Source organism: Micromonospora sp. PTRAS2, from assembly GCF_054052245.1.
On the sequence record NZ_JBSWBU010000004.1, the window covers coordinates 40,652 to 57,464 of the forward strand.

At 73.4% G+C, this 16,813-nt stretch carries 14 protein-coding genes and 1 pseudogene; 12 read left to right on the forward strand and 3 right to left on the reverse strand.

The features are described from left to right. The first annotated feature begins 485 nt into the window (after nt 1-485). The 4 genes and pseudogenes from ACVMYR_RS15165 to ACVMYR_RS15180 form a co-directional block, all read left to right on the forward strand. Nucleotides 486-1,535, forward strand: a complete 1,050-nt coding sequence (locus tag ACVMYR_RS15165) for a helix-hairpin-helix domain-containing protein (RefSeq protein ID WP_457122073.1) — start codon at nt 486-488, stop codon at nt 1,533-1,535. A 74-nt stretch (nt 1,536-1,609) separates the two neighbouring features. Further along, nucleotides 1,610-4,027, forward strand: coding sequence for a ComEC/Rec2 family competence protein (locus ACVMYR_RS15170; RefSeq protein ID WP_457122291.1), 2,418 nt, complete (start codon nt 1,610-1,612; stop codon nt 4,025-4,027). Nucleotides 4,028-4,150: 123 nt separating this feature from the next. Then, nucleotides 4,151-5,131, forward strand: coding sequence for a DNA polymerase III subunit delta (holA, locus tag ACVMYR_RS15175; RefSeq protein WP_091274888.1), 981 nt, complete (start codon nt 4,151-4,153; stop codon nt 5,129-5,131). Beyond that, nucleotides 5,128-5,562: pseudogene (locus ACVMYR_RS15180) on the forward strand (hypothetical protein); the annotation flags it as partial. The gene holA and the pseudogene ACVMYR_RS15180, both read left to right, overlap by 4 nt. Before the next feature lie 689 nt (nt 5,563-6,251). Here ACVMYR_RS15180 and rpsT read toward each other — a convergent pair. Continuing rightward, on the reverse strand, nt 6,252-6,518 hold the full coding sequence (rpsT, locus tag ACVMYR_RS15185; RefSeq protein WP_043966753.1) for a 30S ribosomal protein S20: 267 nt from the start codon (nt 6,516-6,518) through the stop codon (nt 6,252-6,254). 380 nt (nt 6,519-6,898) lie between these two features. Further along, on the reverse strand, nt 6,899-7,891 hold the full coding sequence (locus tag ACVMYR_RS15190) for a phosphotransferase family protein (protein ID WP_457122074.1): 993 nt from the start codon (nt 7,889-7,891) through the stop codon (nt 6,899-6,901). 83 nt (nt 7,892-7,974) lie between these two features. On the opposite strand from ACVMYR_RS15190, the gene ACVMYR_RS15195 reads away from it, so the two are divergent. The 8 genes from ACVMYR_RS15195 (at nt 7,975) to ACVMYR_RS15230 (ending at nt 15,646) form a co-directional block, all read left to right on the forward strand. Then, nucleotides 7,975-8,508: a DUF4240 domain-containing protein gene (locus ACVMYR_RS15195; protein WP_077938732.1), complete on the forward strand. Its 534-nt coding sequence runs from the start codon at nt 7,975-7,977 to the stop codon at nt 8,506-8,508. Nucleotides 8,509-8,752: 244 nt separating this feature from the next. Continuing rightward, nucleotides 8,753-10,630, forward strand: coding sequence for a translation elongation factor 4 (gene lepA, locus ACVMYR_RS15200; protein WP_077938733.1), 1,878 nt, complete (start codon nt 8,753-8,755; stop codon nt 10,628-10,630). 138 nt (nt 10,631-10,768) lie between these two features. Further along, complete coding sequence (locus tag ACVMYR_RS15205; RefSeq protein WP_043966762.1) at nt 10,769-11,056, forward strand: GlsB/YeaQ/YmgE family stress response membrane protein; 288 nt, start codon at nt 10,769-10,771, stop codon at nt 11,054-11,056. Between the two features lie 206 nt (nt 11,057-11,262). Beyond that, complete coding sequence (locus tag ACVMYR_RS15210) at nt 11,263-11,544, forward strand: GlsB/YeaQ/YmgE family stress response membrane protein (protein WP_077938734.1); 282 nt, start codon at nt 11,263-11,265, stop codon at nt 11,542-11,544. Nucleotides 11,545-11,757: 213 nt separating this feature from the next. Beyond that, complete coding sequence (locus ACVMYR_RS15215; RefSeq protein WP_043966767.1) at nt 11,758-13,047, forward strand: sugar ABC transporter substrate-binding protein; 1,290 nt, start codon at nt 11,758-11,760, stop codon at nt 13,045-13,047. Next, nucleotides 13,044-14,030, forward strand: a complete 987-nt coding sequence (locus ACVMYR_RS15220; RefSeq protein ID WP_091274902.1) for a carbohydrate ABC transporter permease — start codon at nt 13,044-13,046, stop codon at nt 14,028-14,030. The genes ACVMYR_RS15215 and ACVMYR_RS15220 overlap by 4 nt, the downstream gene beginning before the upstream one ends. Nucleotides 14,031-14,041: 11 nt before the next feature. Then, on the forward strand, nt 14,042-14,875 hold the full coding sequence (locus tag ACVMYR_RS15225; RefSeq protein ID WP_043969224.1) for a carbohydrate ABC transporter permease: 834 nt from the start codon (nt 14,042-14,044) through the stop codon (nt 14,873-14,875). 126 nt (nt 14,876-15,001) lie between these two features. Beyond that, on the forward strand, nt 15,002-15,646 hold the full coding sequence (locus ACVMYR_RS15230; RefSeq protein WP_457122075.1) for an MOSC domain-containing protein: 645 nt from the start codon (nt 15,002-15,004) through the stop codon (nt 15,644-15,646). Between the two features lie 132 nt (nt 15,647-15,778). On the opposite strand, the gene ACVMYR_RS15235 is transcribed toward ACVMYR_RS15230, so the two are convergent. Next, the gene (locus tag ACVMYR_RS15235; protein WP_228986774.1) at nt 15,779-16,681 is read right to left on the reverse strand and encodes a phytanoyl-CoA dioxygenase family protein; all 903 of its coding nucleotides are present in this window, start codon (nt 16,679-16,681) and stop codon (nt 15,779-15,781) included. Nucleotides 16,682-16,813: the final 132 nt, after the last annotated feature.

The following is a 16,813-nucleotide window of genomic DNA, read 5'->3' on the forward strand; positions in this document are numbered from 1 at the left end:
GCGGGACCGTCGGTGCGGGAGTGCTTCCCCTGCTGCATAGGGAGCTGAGTCGAATACGACATCACCGACCACCCCCGGCACCCCCGACCCGTCGATCAAGAGAAAAGCGTCAGGATTGATCTCGACGGTGACGCAAACTTCTTGATCACCGGGTGGCTGGGGGCGCGGGCTGCCGGGTGGGGTGGGGTTTCGCTGCCTTAGCACATGGTGGGCATGATCAGGCGGTTGTCCACAAGGGCCTTCGTTGTCCACAGGCGGTGGTCGGTGGGCCTCGGAGGGGCCTTGTGCCGGCCTAACCTCGCGCCGTGTCAGACGACGAGGAGACGGTCGTACGGCGGCGACTGCGATGGCTGGCGGGCGACCCGTCGCCGGCTACACCCGCAGTACGCCCGGCCGTGCCGGCGGAGCCGGTCGCGCCACCGGCGGGCGGGCGGCCCGAGGCGGCCGGACGGCCGCCGGCACCGGGACCGACGGGTGGGCCTGCTGTGGGGCGGGCCGTCGTGGTGCCGCCGGAGGACCGGTGGCCGCTCGCCGACGGGTCGATGATCGAGCGGCCGGTGCCCTGGCCGGGGGAACGGCACCCCGGCTCGGGCCGACGGATCGCCCGCGCGTCGTCTCCCGTCCGGGACCCGCTCGGGGGTGACGCTCTGGGCCTGTCCGGCTCGGTCGGGGGTGACGCTCTGGGTCGGTCCGGCTCGTTCGGGGGCGGTGGCCTGGGCCGGTCCGGCTCGGCCGGAGACGACGGTCTGGGGCGCGCCGGTTCACCCGGGGGCGGTGGTCTGGGGCGCGACGGCCTGCTCGGCGGCGACGATTCGGGGCGTTCCGGTGAGTCGACCCTCGGCCCCGACGGCGAACCGGCGTCCGCGTCGTGGTCGTCGCGGCTGCCGGGGCCCGGCGCGTTCGACCCCGGCCGGCGGGGCGTGCGGGCGCTGGCGGCGGTCGCTGTCGCGGTGGTGCTCGCCGCCGGCTTCTGGGCGTGGCGCTCCCGCCCGCAGGCCGAACCCGTCCGGGCCGAGCCGTCCGCCGCCGCCGGCTTCGACGCGACACCGGGGGCGGAAGCGCCGGTCGCCGCCCCGACGCCGGGCGGTGAGCTGGTGGTGGCCGTCGCCGGCAAAGTACGCCGCCCCGGGCTGGTCCGGGTGCCGGCGGGCGCGCGGGTCGGCGACGCGGTGCAGGCCGCCGGCGGCGCATTGCCCGGCGTCGACGTGGCATTGCTCAACCCGGCCCGCAAAGTCGTCGACGGCGAGCTGATCCTGGTCGGTGTCACCGCCCCGCCGGGTCAGCCGGGTGCCGCCCCGGCCGCACCTGGGCAGCCGGCCGCCGGGGGCGGGGCGGCCCCGGCCGGGTTGATCAACCTGAACACGGCCACCCTCGCCCAGCTCGACACGCTGCCCGGGGTGGGACCGGTGCTGGCCCAGCGCATCCTCGACCACCGCGACCGCACCGGGGGGTTCCGTTCGGTGGGCGACCTGCGCCAGGTGGAGGGCATCGGCGACTCCCGGTACGAGCAGCTCAAGGAACTGGTGACGGTGTGAGCGGGAGCGCGGGGGCGCCGGCGGCGGATGCGTCGGCAGGCCGCGGCGGCACGGTCGTCACCGCACCCGGGGCTCTGCTGGCCGGGGTCGGGACAGCGGGCGATCCGCCGGCCGAGCGGGCCGCCGGTGCCGGGGACGGGCCCGACCTGCGGCTGGCCGGGCTGGCCGTGGCCGCCTGGCTGGCCGCGTTGGCGAGCCTGCACCTGAGCGCCCGGTCGGCGGCGCTGCTCGCCGCCGGGGCGGCCGGGCTGGCCGCGCTCGTCGCGGCGCACCTGCTCGGCTGGTTGGGACGCCCTGCGGGCCCCGTCCGGCGGCACGGGTGGATCGCCGTGGCCGTGCTGCTCGGCGTGGTGTGCGGGGCGACGGCGACGGCCGCCCGGCTCGGCGTCCGGGACGCCCCCGCCGTCCGCGCGCTCGTCGACGACCGGGCCACGGTCACCGCCGACCTGGTCGTACGGGCCGACCCGCGCCCGCTCCGGGGCGTCGCGGGCCGCCCCGCGACCCTGCTGGTCCGGGCCGAGTCGGTCGCCCTGACCGGCCCCGACGGCGTGCGGGTCGTCGCGTCCCTGCGGGTCCTGCTGCTCGCCACCGACCCGGCGTGGCGGGCGTTGCTGCCCGGGCAGCGGCTGACCGCCGAGGGGCGACTCGGCGCGCCGCGCGGCGGCGACCTGACCGCCGCGGTGCTCACCGTGCGCGGCGCGCCGACGCCGCACGGACCGCCCCCGTGGTCGCAGCGGGCCGCCGGCACCCTCCGGGCGGGTCTGCAACGCGTCTGCGAGCCGCTGCCCGACGAGCAGGGCGGGCTGCTGCCCGGCCTCGTGGTCGGCGACACCAGTCGACTGCTGCCGGCCGTGGAGGAGGACTTCCGCACGACGGGCATGACCCACCTGAACGCCGTCTCGGGCTCCAACGTGGCGATCGTCGTCGGCGCGGTGCTCCTGCTGGCCCGGTGGGCCAGGGCCGGGCCACGGGTGGCCGCCGGGCTGTGCGTACTGGCCCTGGTCGGTTTCGTCATCCTGGTCCGCCCCTCGCCGAGCGTGGTGCGCGCCGCCACCATGGGCGCGATCGGGTTGGCGGCGCTGGCCGCCGGCCGGCCCCGGGCCGCCCTGCCGGCGCTGGCCGCGGCGGTGGCGGCGCTGGTGCTGTTCGACCCGGAACTGGCCGGCGACCCGGGGTTCGCCCTGTCCGTGCTGGCCACGGCCGGGCTGTTGCTGCTCGCCCCCGGGTGGCGCGACGGGCTGCGCCGGCGGGGTGTGCCGCCCGGGATCGCCGAGGCGCTGGCCGTGCCGGCCGCCGCGCAGCTCGCCTGCGGCCCGGTGGTCGCCGGGATCTCCGGCACGGTGAGCCTGGTGGCGGTCCCGGCGAACCTGCTGGCCGTCCCGGCGATCGCGCCCGCCACGGTGCTCGGCGTCGCGGCGGCGGTGCTGTCCCCGGTCTGGCCCCCCGGTGCGGAGCTGGCGGCGTGGCTGGCGAGCTGGCCGGCCTGGTGGCTGGTCACGGTCGCCCGGTACGGTGCCCGGCTGCCCGCCGGCACGCTGCCCTGGCCGGACGGGGTGCCGGGCGCGCTGCTGCTGGCCGGGCTGACCGTGGCGCTGCTGGTCGCCACCCGGCGGCCGGTGGTGCGCCGGCTGGTGGTGGTGGTCGCCGTCGCGGTGGTCGCCGGCACCCTGCCGGTCCGCCTCGTCGCCGGCGGCTGGCCGCCCGACCGCTGGGTGGCGGTGGCGTGCGCGGTGGGCCAGGGCGACGCGCTGGTGCTGCCGGTGGCCGTCGGCCGGGCGGTGGTGGTCGACGCCGGTCCGGACCCGGCGGCGGTGGACGGCTGCCTGCGGCGGCTCGGCGTACGGGAGGTGCCGCTGCTGCTGTTCAGCCACTTCCACGTCGACCACACCGGCGGGGTCGCCGGGGTGTTCCGGGGGCGCCGGGTCGCGGCGGTACGCACCCCGCAGTGGCCCGAGCCCGCCGCCGGGCGGGACCTGGTGCGGGCCGCCGCGGCGGCGGGCGGGGCGGTGCTGGCTCCGGCCCCGGCCGGGTGGGCGTACCGGGCCGGCGGGGTGGAACTGGTCGTGCTCGGGCCGCCGTATCCGCTGCGGGGCACCCGGTCCGATCCGAACAACAACTCGCTGGTGCTGCGGGCCACGGTCGCCGGGGTGCGGATCCTGCTCGCCGGGGACGCCGAGACGGAGGAGCAGCGGGCTCTGCTCGACCGGATGCCGTCCGGCGGCGTACGGGCCGACGTGCTGAAGGTCGCCCACCACGGGTCGGCGTACCAGGACCCGGCGTTCCTGGACGCCGTCCGGCCGAGCGTCGCGCTGGTGCCGGTCGGCGCCGGCAACTCGTACGGGCACCCGAACGCCGCCGTTCTCGCCCGGCTGGTGCGCGGCGGTGCCCGGGTGCTGCGCACCGACACCGACGGGGACGTGGCGGTGGTCCGCGGTGGCGGCGACGGCATGGCCGTGGTGGTCAGGGGCGTGCCGCCCGGACAACGCCCGTGAGACCCCGGGGCATTGGCGGCATTGATGGTGGAGAGAGTTGAATGTCTAGATTTGCGTTGAGTGCGGGGTCTGGCGTCACGGGGCTCGACGAGCAGGCACGCGCGGCGGAGGGGACGTGCGAACATGGGCGGCGTGACCGCGCCCGACCTCGCCCCCATTCTGCTGGTCCTCGGCGACGAGGAGTTGCTCGCCACGCGCGCGGTGACCGAAGCGGTGGCCCGGGTCCGCGCCGTCGACGCGGGCGTGGACGTCCGGGAATACCAGGCCGGAGCACTGGCCGTCGGCGAGATCGCCGAGATGCTCAGCCCGTCGCTGTTCGGCGGCCGGCGGGTGCTGGTCCTGCGCTCCGGTCAGGACGCCCGCAAGGACCTGGTCGCCGCTCTGCTGGCGTACGCGAAGAACCCCGACCCCGAGGTCCACCTCGTGGTGCTGCACCTCGGGGCGGCCAAGGGCAAGGCGTTCGCGGACGGGCTGCGCGCGGCCGGCGCGACCGTGGTGCCCGCGGCGAAGCTCAAGGGGCACCGCGAGCGGGTGGCCTTCGTCCGCGACGAGGTGCGCCGGGCCGGCGGCAGATGCACCGACGACGCGGCGGAGGCGCTCATCGCGGCGGTCGGCACCGACCTGCGCGAGCTGGCCGCCGCCTGCTCCCAACTGGTCGCCGACACCGACGGCCGGATCGGTGCCGACACCGTGGCCCGCTACTACAAGGGGCGGGTGGAGGTGACCGGCTTCACCGTCGCGGACGCCACCATGGTCGGCGACGTCCCGGCGGCGCTGGAGGCGCTGCGTTGGGCGCTGCACGTCGGCGTCGACCCGGTCCCGATCGCCGACGCGCTGGCCGACGGCGTACGTACCGTCGCCCGGGTCGCAGCGGCGGGGCGGGGCGACCCGTACCAGCTGGCCAGCAGCCTCGGCATGCCGGCGTGGAAGGTCAAGAGCGCCCAGCAGCGGGCCCGGGGCTGGACGCCGGAGGGACTGGTGCGGGCGATGCAGGCGGCCGCCGAGTGCAACGCGGCGGTCAAGGGCGGCTCGGACGACCGGGCGTACGCCCTGGAGCGGGCGGTCTTCTCGGTTGCGGCGGCCCGGCAGGGCGGCGCCCGGTGAACCGGCCGGTCCGGGCGTCGTGGGCGACCGTGCCCACCGAGGAGGAGCGGTACCGCCCCCTCTACGCCCGGGCCCTCGGCCTGCGGTTCGTCAACCCCGGCGGGGTGCTCTGCTTCCTCTTCTTCGAGGGGGCCGTCTCGCTGGCCGCCCTGCTCGCCCTGGCCGAGCTGGTGACCTGGTGGGCGGTGCTCGTCCTGCCCGCCGCCGTGGCCGTGATGGTCAAGCTCAACGACATGGTGGCCGAGCTGGTGGTCCGGACGGCCGCCCTGGTGCCCGAGCAGGAGCGGGACCGCTTCCGCCGGCAGTTGGAGCCCGTCGTCGGCCGCGCCTCGGTGCGGAGTGCGGCCGCCCCGTTCGGCGGTGCCGGTGTCCCGTTTGGGAACCCTGGTGCCTCGGCCCGGAACGTCGGTGCCACTGTGCCCGGTGCCGGCGGCCACGCCAGCGCGGCTGGCGCAGCCGGTGCGGCTGGCGTGGCTGGCGCACGGGGCCGGGTCGCCATCAGCAGCGTGCGGTCTGGCGGACCGTCCGTGGCTCCGGGCGTGGGCCCCGACGCTCTCGTCGACTCCGAATCGGTCGGCCCCGGGTTCGCCGATCCCCGGTTCGTCGATCCCCGCCTCGTGGGCTCCGAGTTCGCCGACCCCCGGTTCGTCGGCTCCGAGTTCGCCGGGTTCGGCCCGGCGCCTTGGGTGGAGGAGACCCGACCCGACCGGTGATCCGACTGCCGGCCCGGGAAGCGGGATCCTCCGGGACAGGACGATCCTTCGGCACGGGGCGATCCTCCAGGACGGGACGATCCTCCGGGACGGCGATCCTCCAGGACGCGCGATCCTCGCGGGCCGGTGGCGGACTGAAGTGATCGACTCCATGTCGCCGACATGGTGGTATCAGCGCCGCCGGAAGGCCCCATGTCGCCGACATGGCAGCGCCCGCGTCGCCCGAAGCCCCCGCGTCGCCGCCTACACGGCGGGCCCGCGCGTCGCCGCCTGGGGGACGGCCACTCGCGTCGCCGACATGGCGGCACCCGCGTTGCCGGAAGGCCCCGCGCCGGGCGGGCAGGCACGCGGAAAGCCGGAAGCCCCGGTGGTTCCGGGGCTTCCGGCTCAGGTCTGTGTTCGCCGCGTCAGGCGGAGAGCGAGACCACGCGCTTGGCGATCGCCGACTTGCGGTTGGCCGCCTGGTTGGAGTGGATCACGCCCTTGCTGACCGCCTTGTCCAGCTTGCGCGAGGCGTCCCGCATGAGAACGGCGGCCTTCTCGGCGTCACCGGCCTCAGCGGCCTCGTGGAACTTCCGGATGGCGGTCTTCAGCGACGACTTGACCGACTTGTTACGCAGCCGGCGCTTCTCGTTCTGCCGGTTGCGCTTGATCTGGGACTTGATGTTCGCCACGCGACAGCCTCGTCTTGATAGCTCGGGTTGGTCTGCTTGTGCGCGCGACGAGCATGCGTCATCGCTGCGCGAAGAGCCAGGTTACCAGGTCCGTCGGGACGAGCCAAAACAGCCCTTCGCGCCCCCGCCGGCCGGGCCTCCACCGGACCGGTCACCGCAGGCCGGGCACCGCAGGCCGGGCACGGTAGGCCCGGCACTGCAGACCGGACAGTGTCCGCGGGGCACGGCAGGCCGGGCCCCGCCGGGTGACGCGGCCCAGCCCCGTGCCGCACCAAGCCCCACGCGGTCGGGCGGCGAAGCCTCACGCGGTCGGGCACGGAAGCCCTGCGCCGCCTGACGGCGAGCCTCACGCGGTCAGGCGGCGGGCGAGCCTTACGGCGTCAGGCGGCGATGTCCCAGCCCTGTCGGGCGGCGAGCCAGCCGAGGGCCTGCTCACCGCTCCAGCGCTGGTGGGCCCGCAGGTGCGGGGACGCGTCCGTCGGGCCGGAGGCCGCCGAGGTGAGCAGGTACCCCGAGAGCACGGCGAGCGTCACGTCGAGGGCGTCCGTGGGCGCCCCGGCGGTCGCCGGGTGCCCCGCGAAGAGCGCGTCGGCGTCCAGTCCGCTGGCGTGGGCGGTGATCAGCAGGCTGACCAGGTCGAACCAGGCCGGCCCGTGGCAGAGCCAGTTCCAGTCGCAGAACCAGGCCCGCCCGGCCGGGTCGACGAGCACGTTGTCCAGGCGCAGGTCGCCGTGGGCGAGCCCGCCGCGCGCGGCGTAGCCGGGGAGGCGGGACTCCAGCGTGACCAGCTCCGGCAGCCGCCGCCGCGCCCCGGGCGGCAGGTCCGGGGCCGGCTCCCGGCCGGCGGCCACCTCGCACCACCAGAGGATGTCCTCCCTGGCCAGGTCGGCCAGCCGGGGCAGGCCGAGCGCGACCAGTTCGGGCGGCGGTTCGGCCAGGGCCGCCGCCACCTCGGCGTACCCGGCCAGGGTGGCGTCGAGGTCGGCGCGGGCCCAGGGCAGCGTGGGCGTCCGGCCGTCGATGGCGTCCAGGCCGAGGGCGTACCAGCCGGCCGCCGAGACCGTCCAGCGCGGGCGGGGGACCGGCAGGCCGGCGGGGAGCCGGTCGAGCACGGCGGCCTCCCGGGCGTACCAGTCGACGAGGTGACGCTGCTCGGTCAGCGACGCCGCCTTGACGAACACGCGCCGGCCGTCGGCACCCGCCACCAGGGCGGCGAAGCCCCGGGTGAACCCGGCGCCGGCCACCTTCACCTCCGACACGGGCGCGCCCAGCCGGGCGGTCACCGCCGCCCGCAGCCCCGCCGGCAGTTCCGCCCAGGAGGGGCGGTGGGCGGTCGCGTCGTACGACACCGGGGGGAGCGCGATCGGGGTCACCCGCCCATGCTGCCCCACCCCGCCCACTCCCGCCGTACCGTGTCGCCCGCCGGCGTCGGACGGCTCTGCCAGACTGCCAGACCATGAGGACCGACGACTTCTGGCAGTTGATCGACCAGGCCCGGGCCGGCGGGGGCGGCGCGGCCGGCGCGGTCGCCGCCCGGGCGGTCGCGCTGCTGGCCGAGCGCGACGCCGCCGACATCATCGGGTACGCGCGGCACCAGCGCCGGGTGATGGCGGCGTCCCACCGGGCCGAGCTCTGGGGTGCGGCCTACCTGATCAACGGCGGCGCGTCGGACGACGGGTTCGAATACTTCCGGGGCTGGCTGATGACCCAGGGCCGGCAGGTCTTCGCCCGTGCCGTGGCCGACCCGGACTCGCTGGCCGAGCTGCCGAAGATCCGTCAGGCGGCGCTCACCGGCGAGGAGTTCGAGGCGGAGGCGATGCTGACGGTCGCGGAGGAGGCGTACCGGAAGGCGACCGCCGCCGAGCTGCCGCCGGTGGAGGAGGTCCCCTACCCGGAGCTGGGCGAGTTCTGGGACTTCGACGACGAGGACGAGGCCCGCCGCCAGTTGCCGAAGCTCGCCGCCCTGTTCGTCGAGGCCCCGCAGGAGTGAGCCGCGTCCTGCAGGAGTGAGCCGTGCTGCGCGGGAGTGAGCCCTGCCCGCGGGGGTGAGCCGGGGCCGGCGGGGGTGAGCCGGGGCCGGCGGGGGTGAGCCGGAGTGACGGGCCGGGGCGGGCCCGGCGGCCCGGTGGGACGCCGGGAGGAGTGATCCGACTGCCCCGGGGGCGACGTGGGAGCATAGAGGGGGCTGGCGTCCGCGCCGGCCCGCTCACGTCAGCCGACCAGAACGGACCGCTGTGCCACCGACGCTCGATTCCGGCGCGAACGCTCCTGGTGCCACCGACCCGGCGCGCATCCGGAACTTCTGCATCATCGCCCACATCGACCACGGGAAGTCGACCCTGGCCGACCGGATGTTGCAGCTCACCGGCGTGGTCGACCCCCGGCAGATGCGCGCGCAATACCTGGACCGGATGGACATCGAGCGCGAGCGCGGCATCACTATCAAGAGCCAGGCCGTGCGGATGCCGTGGACGATCCGGGAGGGCGACCGGGCCGGCGAGCAGGCCGTCCTCAACATGATCGACACCCCGGGGCACGTCGACTTCACGTACGAGGTGTCCCGGTCGTTGGCCGCCTGCGAGGGCGCGCTGCTGCTGGTCGACGCCGCCCAGGGCATCGAGGCGCAGACCCTGGCGAACCTCTACCTGGCGCTCGAGAACGACATGCGGATCATCCCGGTGCTCAACAAGATCGACCTGCCGGCCGCCCAGCCCGAGAAGTACGCCGAGGAGCTGGCCCACCTGATCGGCGGCGACCCGGCGGACTGCATCCGGGTCTCCGGCAAGACCGGCATCGGCGTGCCGCACCTGCTCGACGAGATCGTCCGGCAGTTCGCCGCGCCGGTCGGCGACGCCGCCGCGCCCGCCCGCGCGATGATCTTCGACTCGGTGTACGACGTCTACCGGGGCGTGGTCACCTACGTCCGGGTGATCGACGGCCGGATCAGCGCCCGGGACCGGATCAAGATGATGTCCACCGGCGCGGTCCACGAGCTGCTGGAGATCGGCGTCATCTCCCCGGAGATGGTGAAGGCCGACGCGCTGGGCGTCGGCGAGGTGGGTTACCTGATCACCGGCGTGAAGGACGTCCGCCAGTCCCGGGTCGGTGACACCGTCACCATCAACAGTCGGCCCGCGACCCAGGCCCTGGGCGGCTACAAGGACCCGAAGCCGATGGTCTACTCCGGCCTCTACCCGATCGACGGGTCCGACTACCCCAACCTGCGCGAGGCGCTGGACAAGCTCAAGCTCAACGACGCCGCGCTCGACTACGAGCCGGAGACCTCGGGCGCGCTCGGGTTCGGTTTCCGCTGCGGCTTCCTCGGCCTGCTGCACCTGGAGATCATCCGGGAGCGGCTGGAGCGGGAGTACAATCTCGACCTGATCTCCACCGCCCCGAACGTGGTCTACCGGGCCATCACGGAGGACGGCCAGGAACTGGTGGTGACCAACCCGAGCGAGTACCCCACCGGCAAGATCGCCGAGGTGTACGAGCCGGTGGTGCGGGCCACCGTCCTGACCCCGAACGACTACGTCGGCGCGGTCATGGAGCTGTGCCAGGGCCGCCGGGGCAGCCTGCTCGGCATGGACTACCTCTCGGCGGACCGCGTCGAGCTGCGGTACACCCTGCCCCTGGCCGAGATCATCTTCGACTTCTTCGACCAGCTCAAGAGCCGCACCAAGGGGTACGCCTCCCTGGACTACGAGCCCTCCGGCGAGCAGGCGTCCGACCTGGTGAAGGTGGACATCCTGCTGCACGGCGAGCCGGTGGACGCGTTCAGCGCCATCGTGCACAAGGACAAGGCGTACAACTACGGCGTCACCATCGCCGCGAAGCTGCGCAACCTGATCCCGCGCCAGCAGTTCGAGGTGCCGATCCAGGCGGCCATCGGCAGCCGGGTGATCGCCCGCGAGACCATCCGGGCGATCCGCAAGGACGTGCTCGCCAAGTGCTACGGCGGTGACATCAGCCGCAAGCGCAAGCTGCTGGAGAAGCAGAAGGAGGGCAAGAAGCGGATGAAGATGGTGGGCCGGGTCGAGGTCCCCCAGGAGGCCTTCATCGCCGCCCTCTCCTCCGACTCCGGCGACGGCAAGGCCGCCGGCAAGAAGTGAGGGTGTCCTCGGTGGTGTGACACGAACCCGGCCGGGCGCGACGCCCCGGCCGGGTTTGGAATTTCGGGCCCTCGGGAACTTAGCGGTCACGACAGCTTCAACACACCGTTGTGACACTTCTTGAGGAGGAGGGCGACCGTGGAGCTCACCGTTTGGGGCATCATCACCGCCATCGTCGTTGGTCTCATCGTCGGCGCTCTGGGCCGCCTGGTCGTCCCGGGTCGGCAGAACATGCCGATCTGGCTGCACATGCTGATCGGCATCGGCGCGGCCCTGCTCGGCACCGTGCTCGCCCGGGCCATGGGCATCGCCACCGAGACCGCCGGCGTGGACTGGGGCGAGCTGCTGGTCCAGGTCGTGCTGGCCGCCATCGCCGTGGCCCTGGTCGCCGGTGTGGGCCGCCGCCGCAGCGTCACCCACCGGTAACGACACATCGCTGGCTCGACGGGCGTCCGACCATTGCGGTCGGGCGCCCGTTCGCATTTTGTCCGGCGCTCCTGGCCTGCGGGGACGTGTCCCGGCGGCAGCTTTCTGACCGCATGCCGCGATGACGGGTTTGAATTTCCGGCGGCCCGGGAACTTGATGGTCGCGACAGTGAACAAACCTTTTAAGCTTTCTGAGGAGAACGACCATGACCGTTGTCGGAATCATCACCGCGCTCATCGTCGGTCTGATCGTCGGCGCTCTGGGCCGCCTGGTCGTCCCGGGCCGGCAGAACATGCCGATCTGGCTGCACATGCTGATCGGCGTGGGCGCGGCCCTGCTCGGCACGGTGCTCGCCCGGGCGGTGGGCATCGCCACCGAGACCTCCGGCATCGACTGGGCCGAGCTGCTCGTCCAGGTCGTGGTCGCCGCCATCGCGGTGGCGATCGTGGCGGGCGTGGGCGGTCGCCGCAGCGTCACCCACCGGTAAGCACCCCGCACGCACGAACGGGCGTCCGACCTCCGCGGCCGGGCGCCCGTTCGCGCGCGTACGCCCGGTTTTGCCCCGAAGTCGGGCTGCCCCCGGGTTCCTCGCCTGCGGTACGGTCGCCTCGCCCCCGCCCGCCCCCTGTCGTAAAGGAATTTTTCCTACTAGGGTGCGGCAGAGAAGGTTAGTGCCAGGACGGCGCGAGGGAGATGTGGCGTGAACAGGTGGAAACGGCTGGCCCCGGTCACCGCCGTGGTGGCGTCGGCCGCGATGGTGCTCGCCGGCTGCGGCGGCTCGGGCGACGACGAGGCCGCCGACAACAGCAAGCTGACCGTCTGGATGATGGGCGAGGGCAGCGAGGCGCAGACGGCGTTCCTCGACGGTGTCGAGGCCGAGTTCAAGAAGAAGCACCCCGACACCGACGTCGTCGTCCAGTACATCCCCTGGCTTGAGGCACCGAAGAAGTTCCAGGCGGCCCTCGCCGGTGGCGAAGGCCCCGACGTGACCGAGCTCGGCAACACCGAGACCCAGGGCTGGGCCGCCCAGGAGGCGCTCGCCGACGTCACCGCCAAGTTCGCCGCCTGGCCCGAGGGCAAGGACATCCTGCCCGACCTCGTCCGAAACGCCCAGCTCGACGGCAAGCAGTACGGCGTGCCGTGGTACGCCGGCGTCCGCGCCCTCTACTACCGCACCGACTGGTTCGCCGAGGCCGGCGTCAAGCCGCCGACGAACTGGGACGAGCTGGTCGCCGCCGCCAAGGCCGTGCAGGCCAAGAAGCCGGGCACCTACGGCATCGCGCTGCCGGGCAACTCGGAGCTGCCCTTCTACTCCTTCCTCTGGGGCGCGGGCGGCGAGATCGCCACCCAGCAGGGGGACACCTGGAAGTCCGGCTACACCAGCCCGCAGGCCCAGCAGGCGGTCAAGTTCTGGACCGACCTCGTCACCGTGCACAAGGTCGCCCCGCCCGCCGCCGCCGGGTGGAACGAGATCGACGCCCGCACCCAGTTCGCCACCGGCAAGGCGGCGATGGCCTTCGCCGGCAGTTGGCAGGCCGGCGCCATCAAGAAGGACAACCCCGAGATCGAGAAGGTCTGGGGCACCTTCCCCATCCCCGGCCCGGACGGCAAGCCGGCCCCGGCCTTCGCCGGCGGCTCGGACATCGCCCTGTGGCAGGACAGCAAGAAGCAGGACCTCGCCTGGGACTACCTGACCGTGCTGCTGAGCAAGCAGAAGGACAAGGAGTTCGCCAGCAGCCTCGGCTTCTTCCCGGTCTACTCCGACCTCGTCGGCGGCGGCGAGTACGCCAACGACAAGATCATGGCCGCGTTCGCCACCTCGTTGCAGAACACCAGGCTGACCCCGCTCACCCCGAAGTGGGTCGAGGTCAGCCGCACCAAGACGGTGACCCAGGCTATGAACAGCTCGGTCATCAAGGGTCAGAAGACGGTCGAGCAGGCCACCGCCGACGCGGCCGCCGAGATGGAAAGCATCCTCAACGCGAAGTGACCACGCTGACCCAGGCACCGGAGACGCCTGCCGCGCGGGAGACCCCCGCGCGGCGGCGTCGCCGGGTCGACCGCCTGCCCTACCTGCTGCTCCTGCCCTGCCTGGCGATCATCGGCGTGCTGCTGCTGTGGCCGCTCGGCCAGGTCGTGGCGATGTCCTTCTTCCGGCTCGACAACGTCCGGCAACTGCGCGGCGACCGGGACTGGCCGTGGGTCGGGCTCGGCAACTACGCCGAGATCCTCGGCGACCCGTTCTTCCGCACGGTGCTGCGCAACACGGTGCTCTTCGCCGCGGCCAACGTCGCCCTCACGATGATCCTCGGCACGCTGGTCGGGCTGCTGCTCAACCGGCTCGGCAAGCGGATGGCCACCTTCGTCGCGAGCTGCGTGATGCTGGCCTGGGCCACCCCGGCGCTGACCGGCACCATCGTGTGGAAGTGGCTGTTCGACGACACCTCGGGCCTGGTGACCTGGCTGTTCAACGCCCTGCCCGACGGGCTGTCGAACGCGCTGTTCGGCCGCGCCGACTGGACCGGGTACGGCTGGTTCAACTCGCCGCTGATGTTCTTCTCGATCCTCACCCTCGTGGTGGTCTGGCACTCGTTCCCGTTCATCGCGGTGAGCGTGCTGGCGGGGCTGAAGAGCGTGCCGAGCGAGCTGCACGAGGCGGCCCGGGTCGACGGGGCCGGCCCGTGGAAGGTCTTCTGGAAGATCACCTTCCCGCTGCTGCGGCCCGTCTTCGGCATCCTCGTGGTGCTCTCCACGATCTGGGACTTCAAGGTGTTCACCCAGCAGTTCGTGCTGGCCGGCGGCACCCAGGACCGGCCGACGTTCATGCTGTCGATCTACTCGTACGCCGAGGCGTTCTCCCCGCCCCCCAAGTACGGCCTGGGCGCGGCGATCGCCGTCATCCTCACGCTGATCCTGCTGGTGGTGACCGGCCTCTACGTGCGGATGGTGCTCAAGCAGGAGGAGGACGCGTGAAGCGCGGCGCGGTGGTGAAGCGGGTCGCCCTCAACGGGGCGGGCCTGCTGGTGGCGCTCTTCGCGGCGTTCCCCGTCTACTGGATGATCGCGACGTCGCTCAAGCCGAACCGGGAGATCTTCTCGGCCACGCCCCGGCCGGTGCCGACCGCGCCGACGCTGGAGCACTACCGGGAGATCCTCACCGGCAACCTCATCCCCGGCGTCACGTTCCTGGACTTCTTCCTCAACTCCGTGCTCGTGGCGGTGTCGACCGTGGTGCTGAGCGGCCTCGTCGCGCTGCTCGCCGCGACGGCGGTGGCCCGGTTCCGGTTCAAGCTGCGCACCAGCTTCCTGATCATGCTGCTGGTGGTGCAGATGATCCCGCTGGAGGCGCTGGTCATCCCGCTGTTCCTGATGATCCAGCGGCTGGGCCTCTACAACACGCTGCCCAGCCTGGTCCTGACGTACCTCGGCTTCTCGCTGCCGTTCGCGGTCTGGATGCTGCGCGGCTTCGTGGCCGCCGTGCCCAAGGAGTTGGAGGAGGCCGCGGCGATCGACGGCGCGAGCCGCGCCCAGACCTTCCGCCGCGTCCTGTTCCCGCTGGTCGCGCCGGGCCTGGTGGCCACGAGCATCTTCTCCTTCATCACCGCCTGGAACGAGTTGATCTTCGCCCTCACCTTCGTCAACGACCAGGACCGCTACACCCTGCCGGTGGCGATGACGTTCTTCTTCGGCCGCGACGACACCGCCTGGGGGCCGGTGATGGCCGCCTCGACGCTGTTCACCCTGCCGGTGATCGTCTTCTTCCTGCTGGTGCAGCGTCGGATGGTCTCCGGCCTGGTGGCGGGCGCCGTCAAGGGCTGAGGTGCAAGGAAGGGCCCCTTGTTAACGCATTGTGTCGAGAAGGGCCCCCTTCTCACACCCCGTCGGGCAGACGGGCGGCGTCGGGCGGGGCATCGGCGGGCCGCGATGCCGCCGTAGGCTGTCGCCATGACGGGCAGGCTGGTGACGGTGAACCTCGGCGTGGTGACCGAGGCGGAGTGGGCGGGCGACGCGAGCGGCCGCAGCGGGATCGACAAGCGGCCGGTGGACGGGCCGGTGCTGCTGCGCGTCGACGGGGTGGCCGGCGACTTCATCGGCGAACGGGCCCACCACGGGGGCCCCGACCAGATCGTCTACGCGTACGCCGAGGAGGACGCCGCGTGGTGGGCGGCCGAGCTGGGCCGCGACATCCGGCCGGGTGCCTTCGGTGAGAACCTGACCACGTACGCGGTGGACGTGACCGGGGCGGTCGTCGGCGAGCGGTGGCAGATCGGGTCGGCCCTGCTGGAGGTCACCAAGCCGCGCACGCCGTGCCGGACGTTCGCCGGGTTCTGGGGCGTACCGGACCTGATCAGGCGGTTCACGGTGCGCGCCGCCCCGGGGGCGTACCTGCGGGTGCTGCGGGAGGGCGAGGTCGGCGCGGGCGACCCGGTGGAGGTGGTGGAGCGGCCGGCGCACGGCGTGACCGTCGGCGAGGTGTTCCGGGCGAGCACCCTCGAACCGGAGCTGCTGCCCCGGCTGCTCGACGTCCCCGAGCTGCCCGAGCCGCTGCGGCGGAAGGTCGCGCGCCGGCTCGCCACGCCCGACGCCTGACCGCCCCGGCGGCCCCAGGGCCCGCGCCCCAGGCGCCGAGCGCCGCGCCAGAGCGCCGCGCGCCGTGCCCAGGCGTTAACAAGGGCCCCCTGCTATGCGGAATGCGTTAACAGGGGGCCCTTCCTTACACCGTCAGCGGAGCCAGGGGATGCTGCGGTCGAGCAGGCCGCGCTCCTTGAGCTCCTTGCGCAGCGGGATCTCGTCGTCGATGTACCCGTTCCAGTTGATGCCCCAGTAGTTGGCGGTGTGGGTGCCCTCGCCGCAGAGCTGGCGCTGCACCGGCGTCCGGTTGGCCCACCACTCGCCGTCGGTGTCGATGTGCAGCTCGTCCAGCGGCCGGATCCACCGGTAGGTGTAGCCGACGAAGAGCATCTTGCGGGTGATGTTCGACAGGTTCGTCGACCGGGAGTGCCACTGGCGGCGGTCGAAGATGAACGCGTCGCCCGGGTTCGCGGTGATCTCCACCGTGCCCTCCGGGTCCGGGTTGTGCACCGTGAGGTCCGCCGGCCGGGGCAGCGAGTTCCACAGGTGGCTGCCCGGGATCACCTTGGTCGCGCCGCGGCCGGTCTCCGACAGGTCGGAGAGCACGTACGCCACCTTCAGCGAGAACATCGGCCGGGGCAGGTTCGGGTCCATCGTCTCCGGGTCGGAGTTCTGCCGGTACCCGTCCTGGTGCCACCCCCAGTACGGCTTCTCCGGCTCCAGCGCCGGCGGGGTGACGTCGAGGTGGTTGTGGTGGGTGTAGATGTTCCAGCCGGCCAGCCCCCACATGTACGGGAAGGCGATCGGGTGGGTCAGCAGCTGGCCGAAGAGCTCGTCGCGCTCCAGGAAGCCCAGCAGGTGCAGGGTGCCGTCCTTGGTGGTGTTGCCCTTGGCCTTCTCCTCCGCGTACACGCGGTCGACGGCCTCCTCCAGGGCGGCCCGGTGGTCCTCCGTCAGCACGTTCCGCAGCAGGAGGAAGCCCTGCTCGTGGAACTCCTTGCGGTCGGTGTCGCTGATCGGTTCGTAGCCGGTCCGGCCGTCGTAATCGAACACCGCGTCGTACCCCTCCCCATGAGGTGAAACCATTTCTGGCACAGGACGCCGATGCTACTGCGCCCGCGCGGGCGGGTGCGGAGCGCGCCCGACGGTGCGGGGGAGTGGCCGGACCGTTGGCACCCGTCTGGG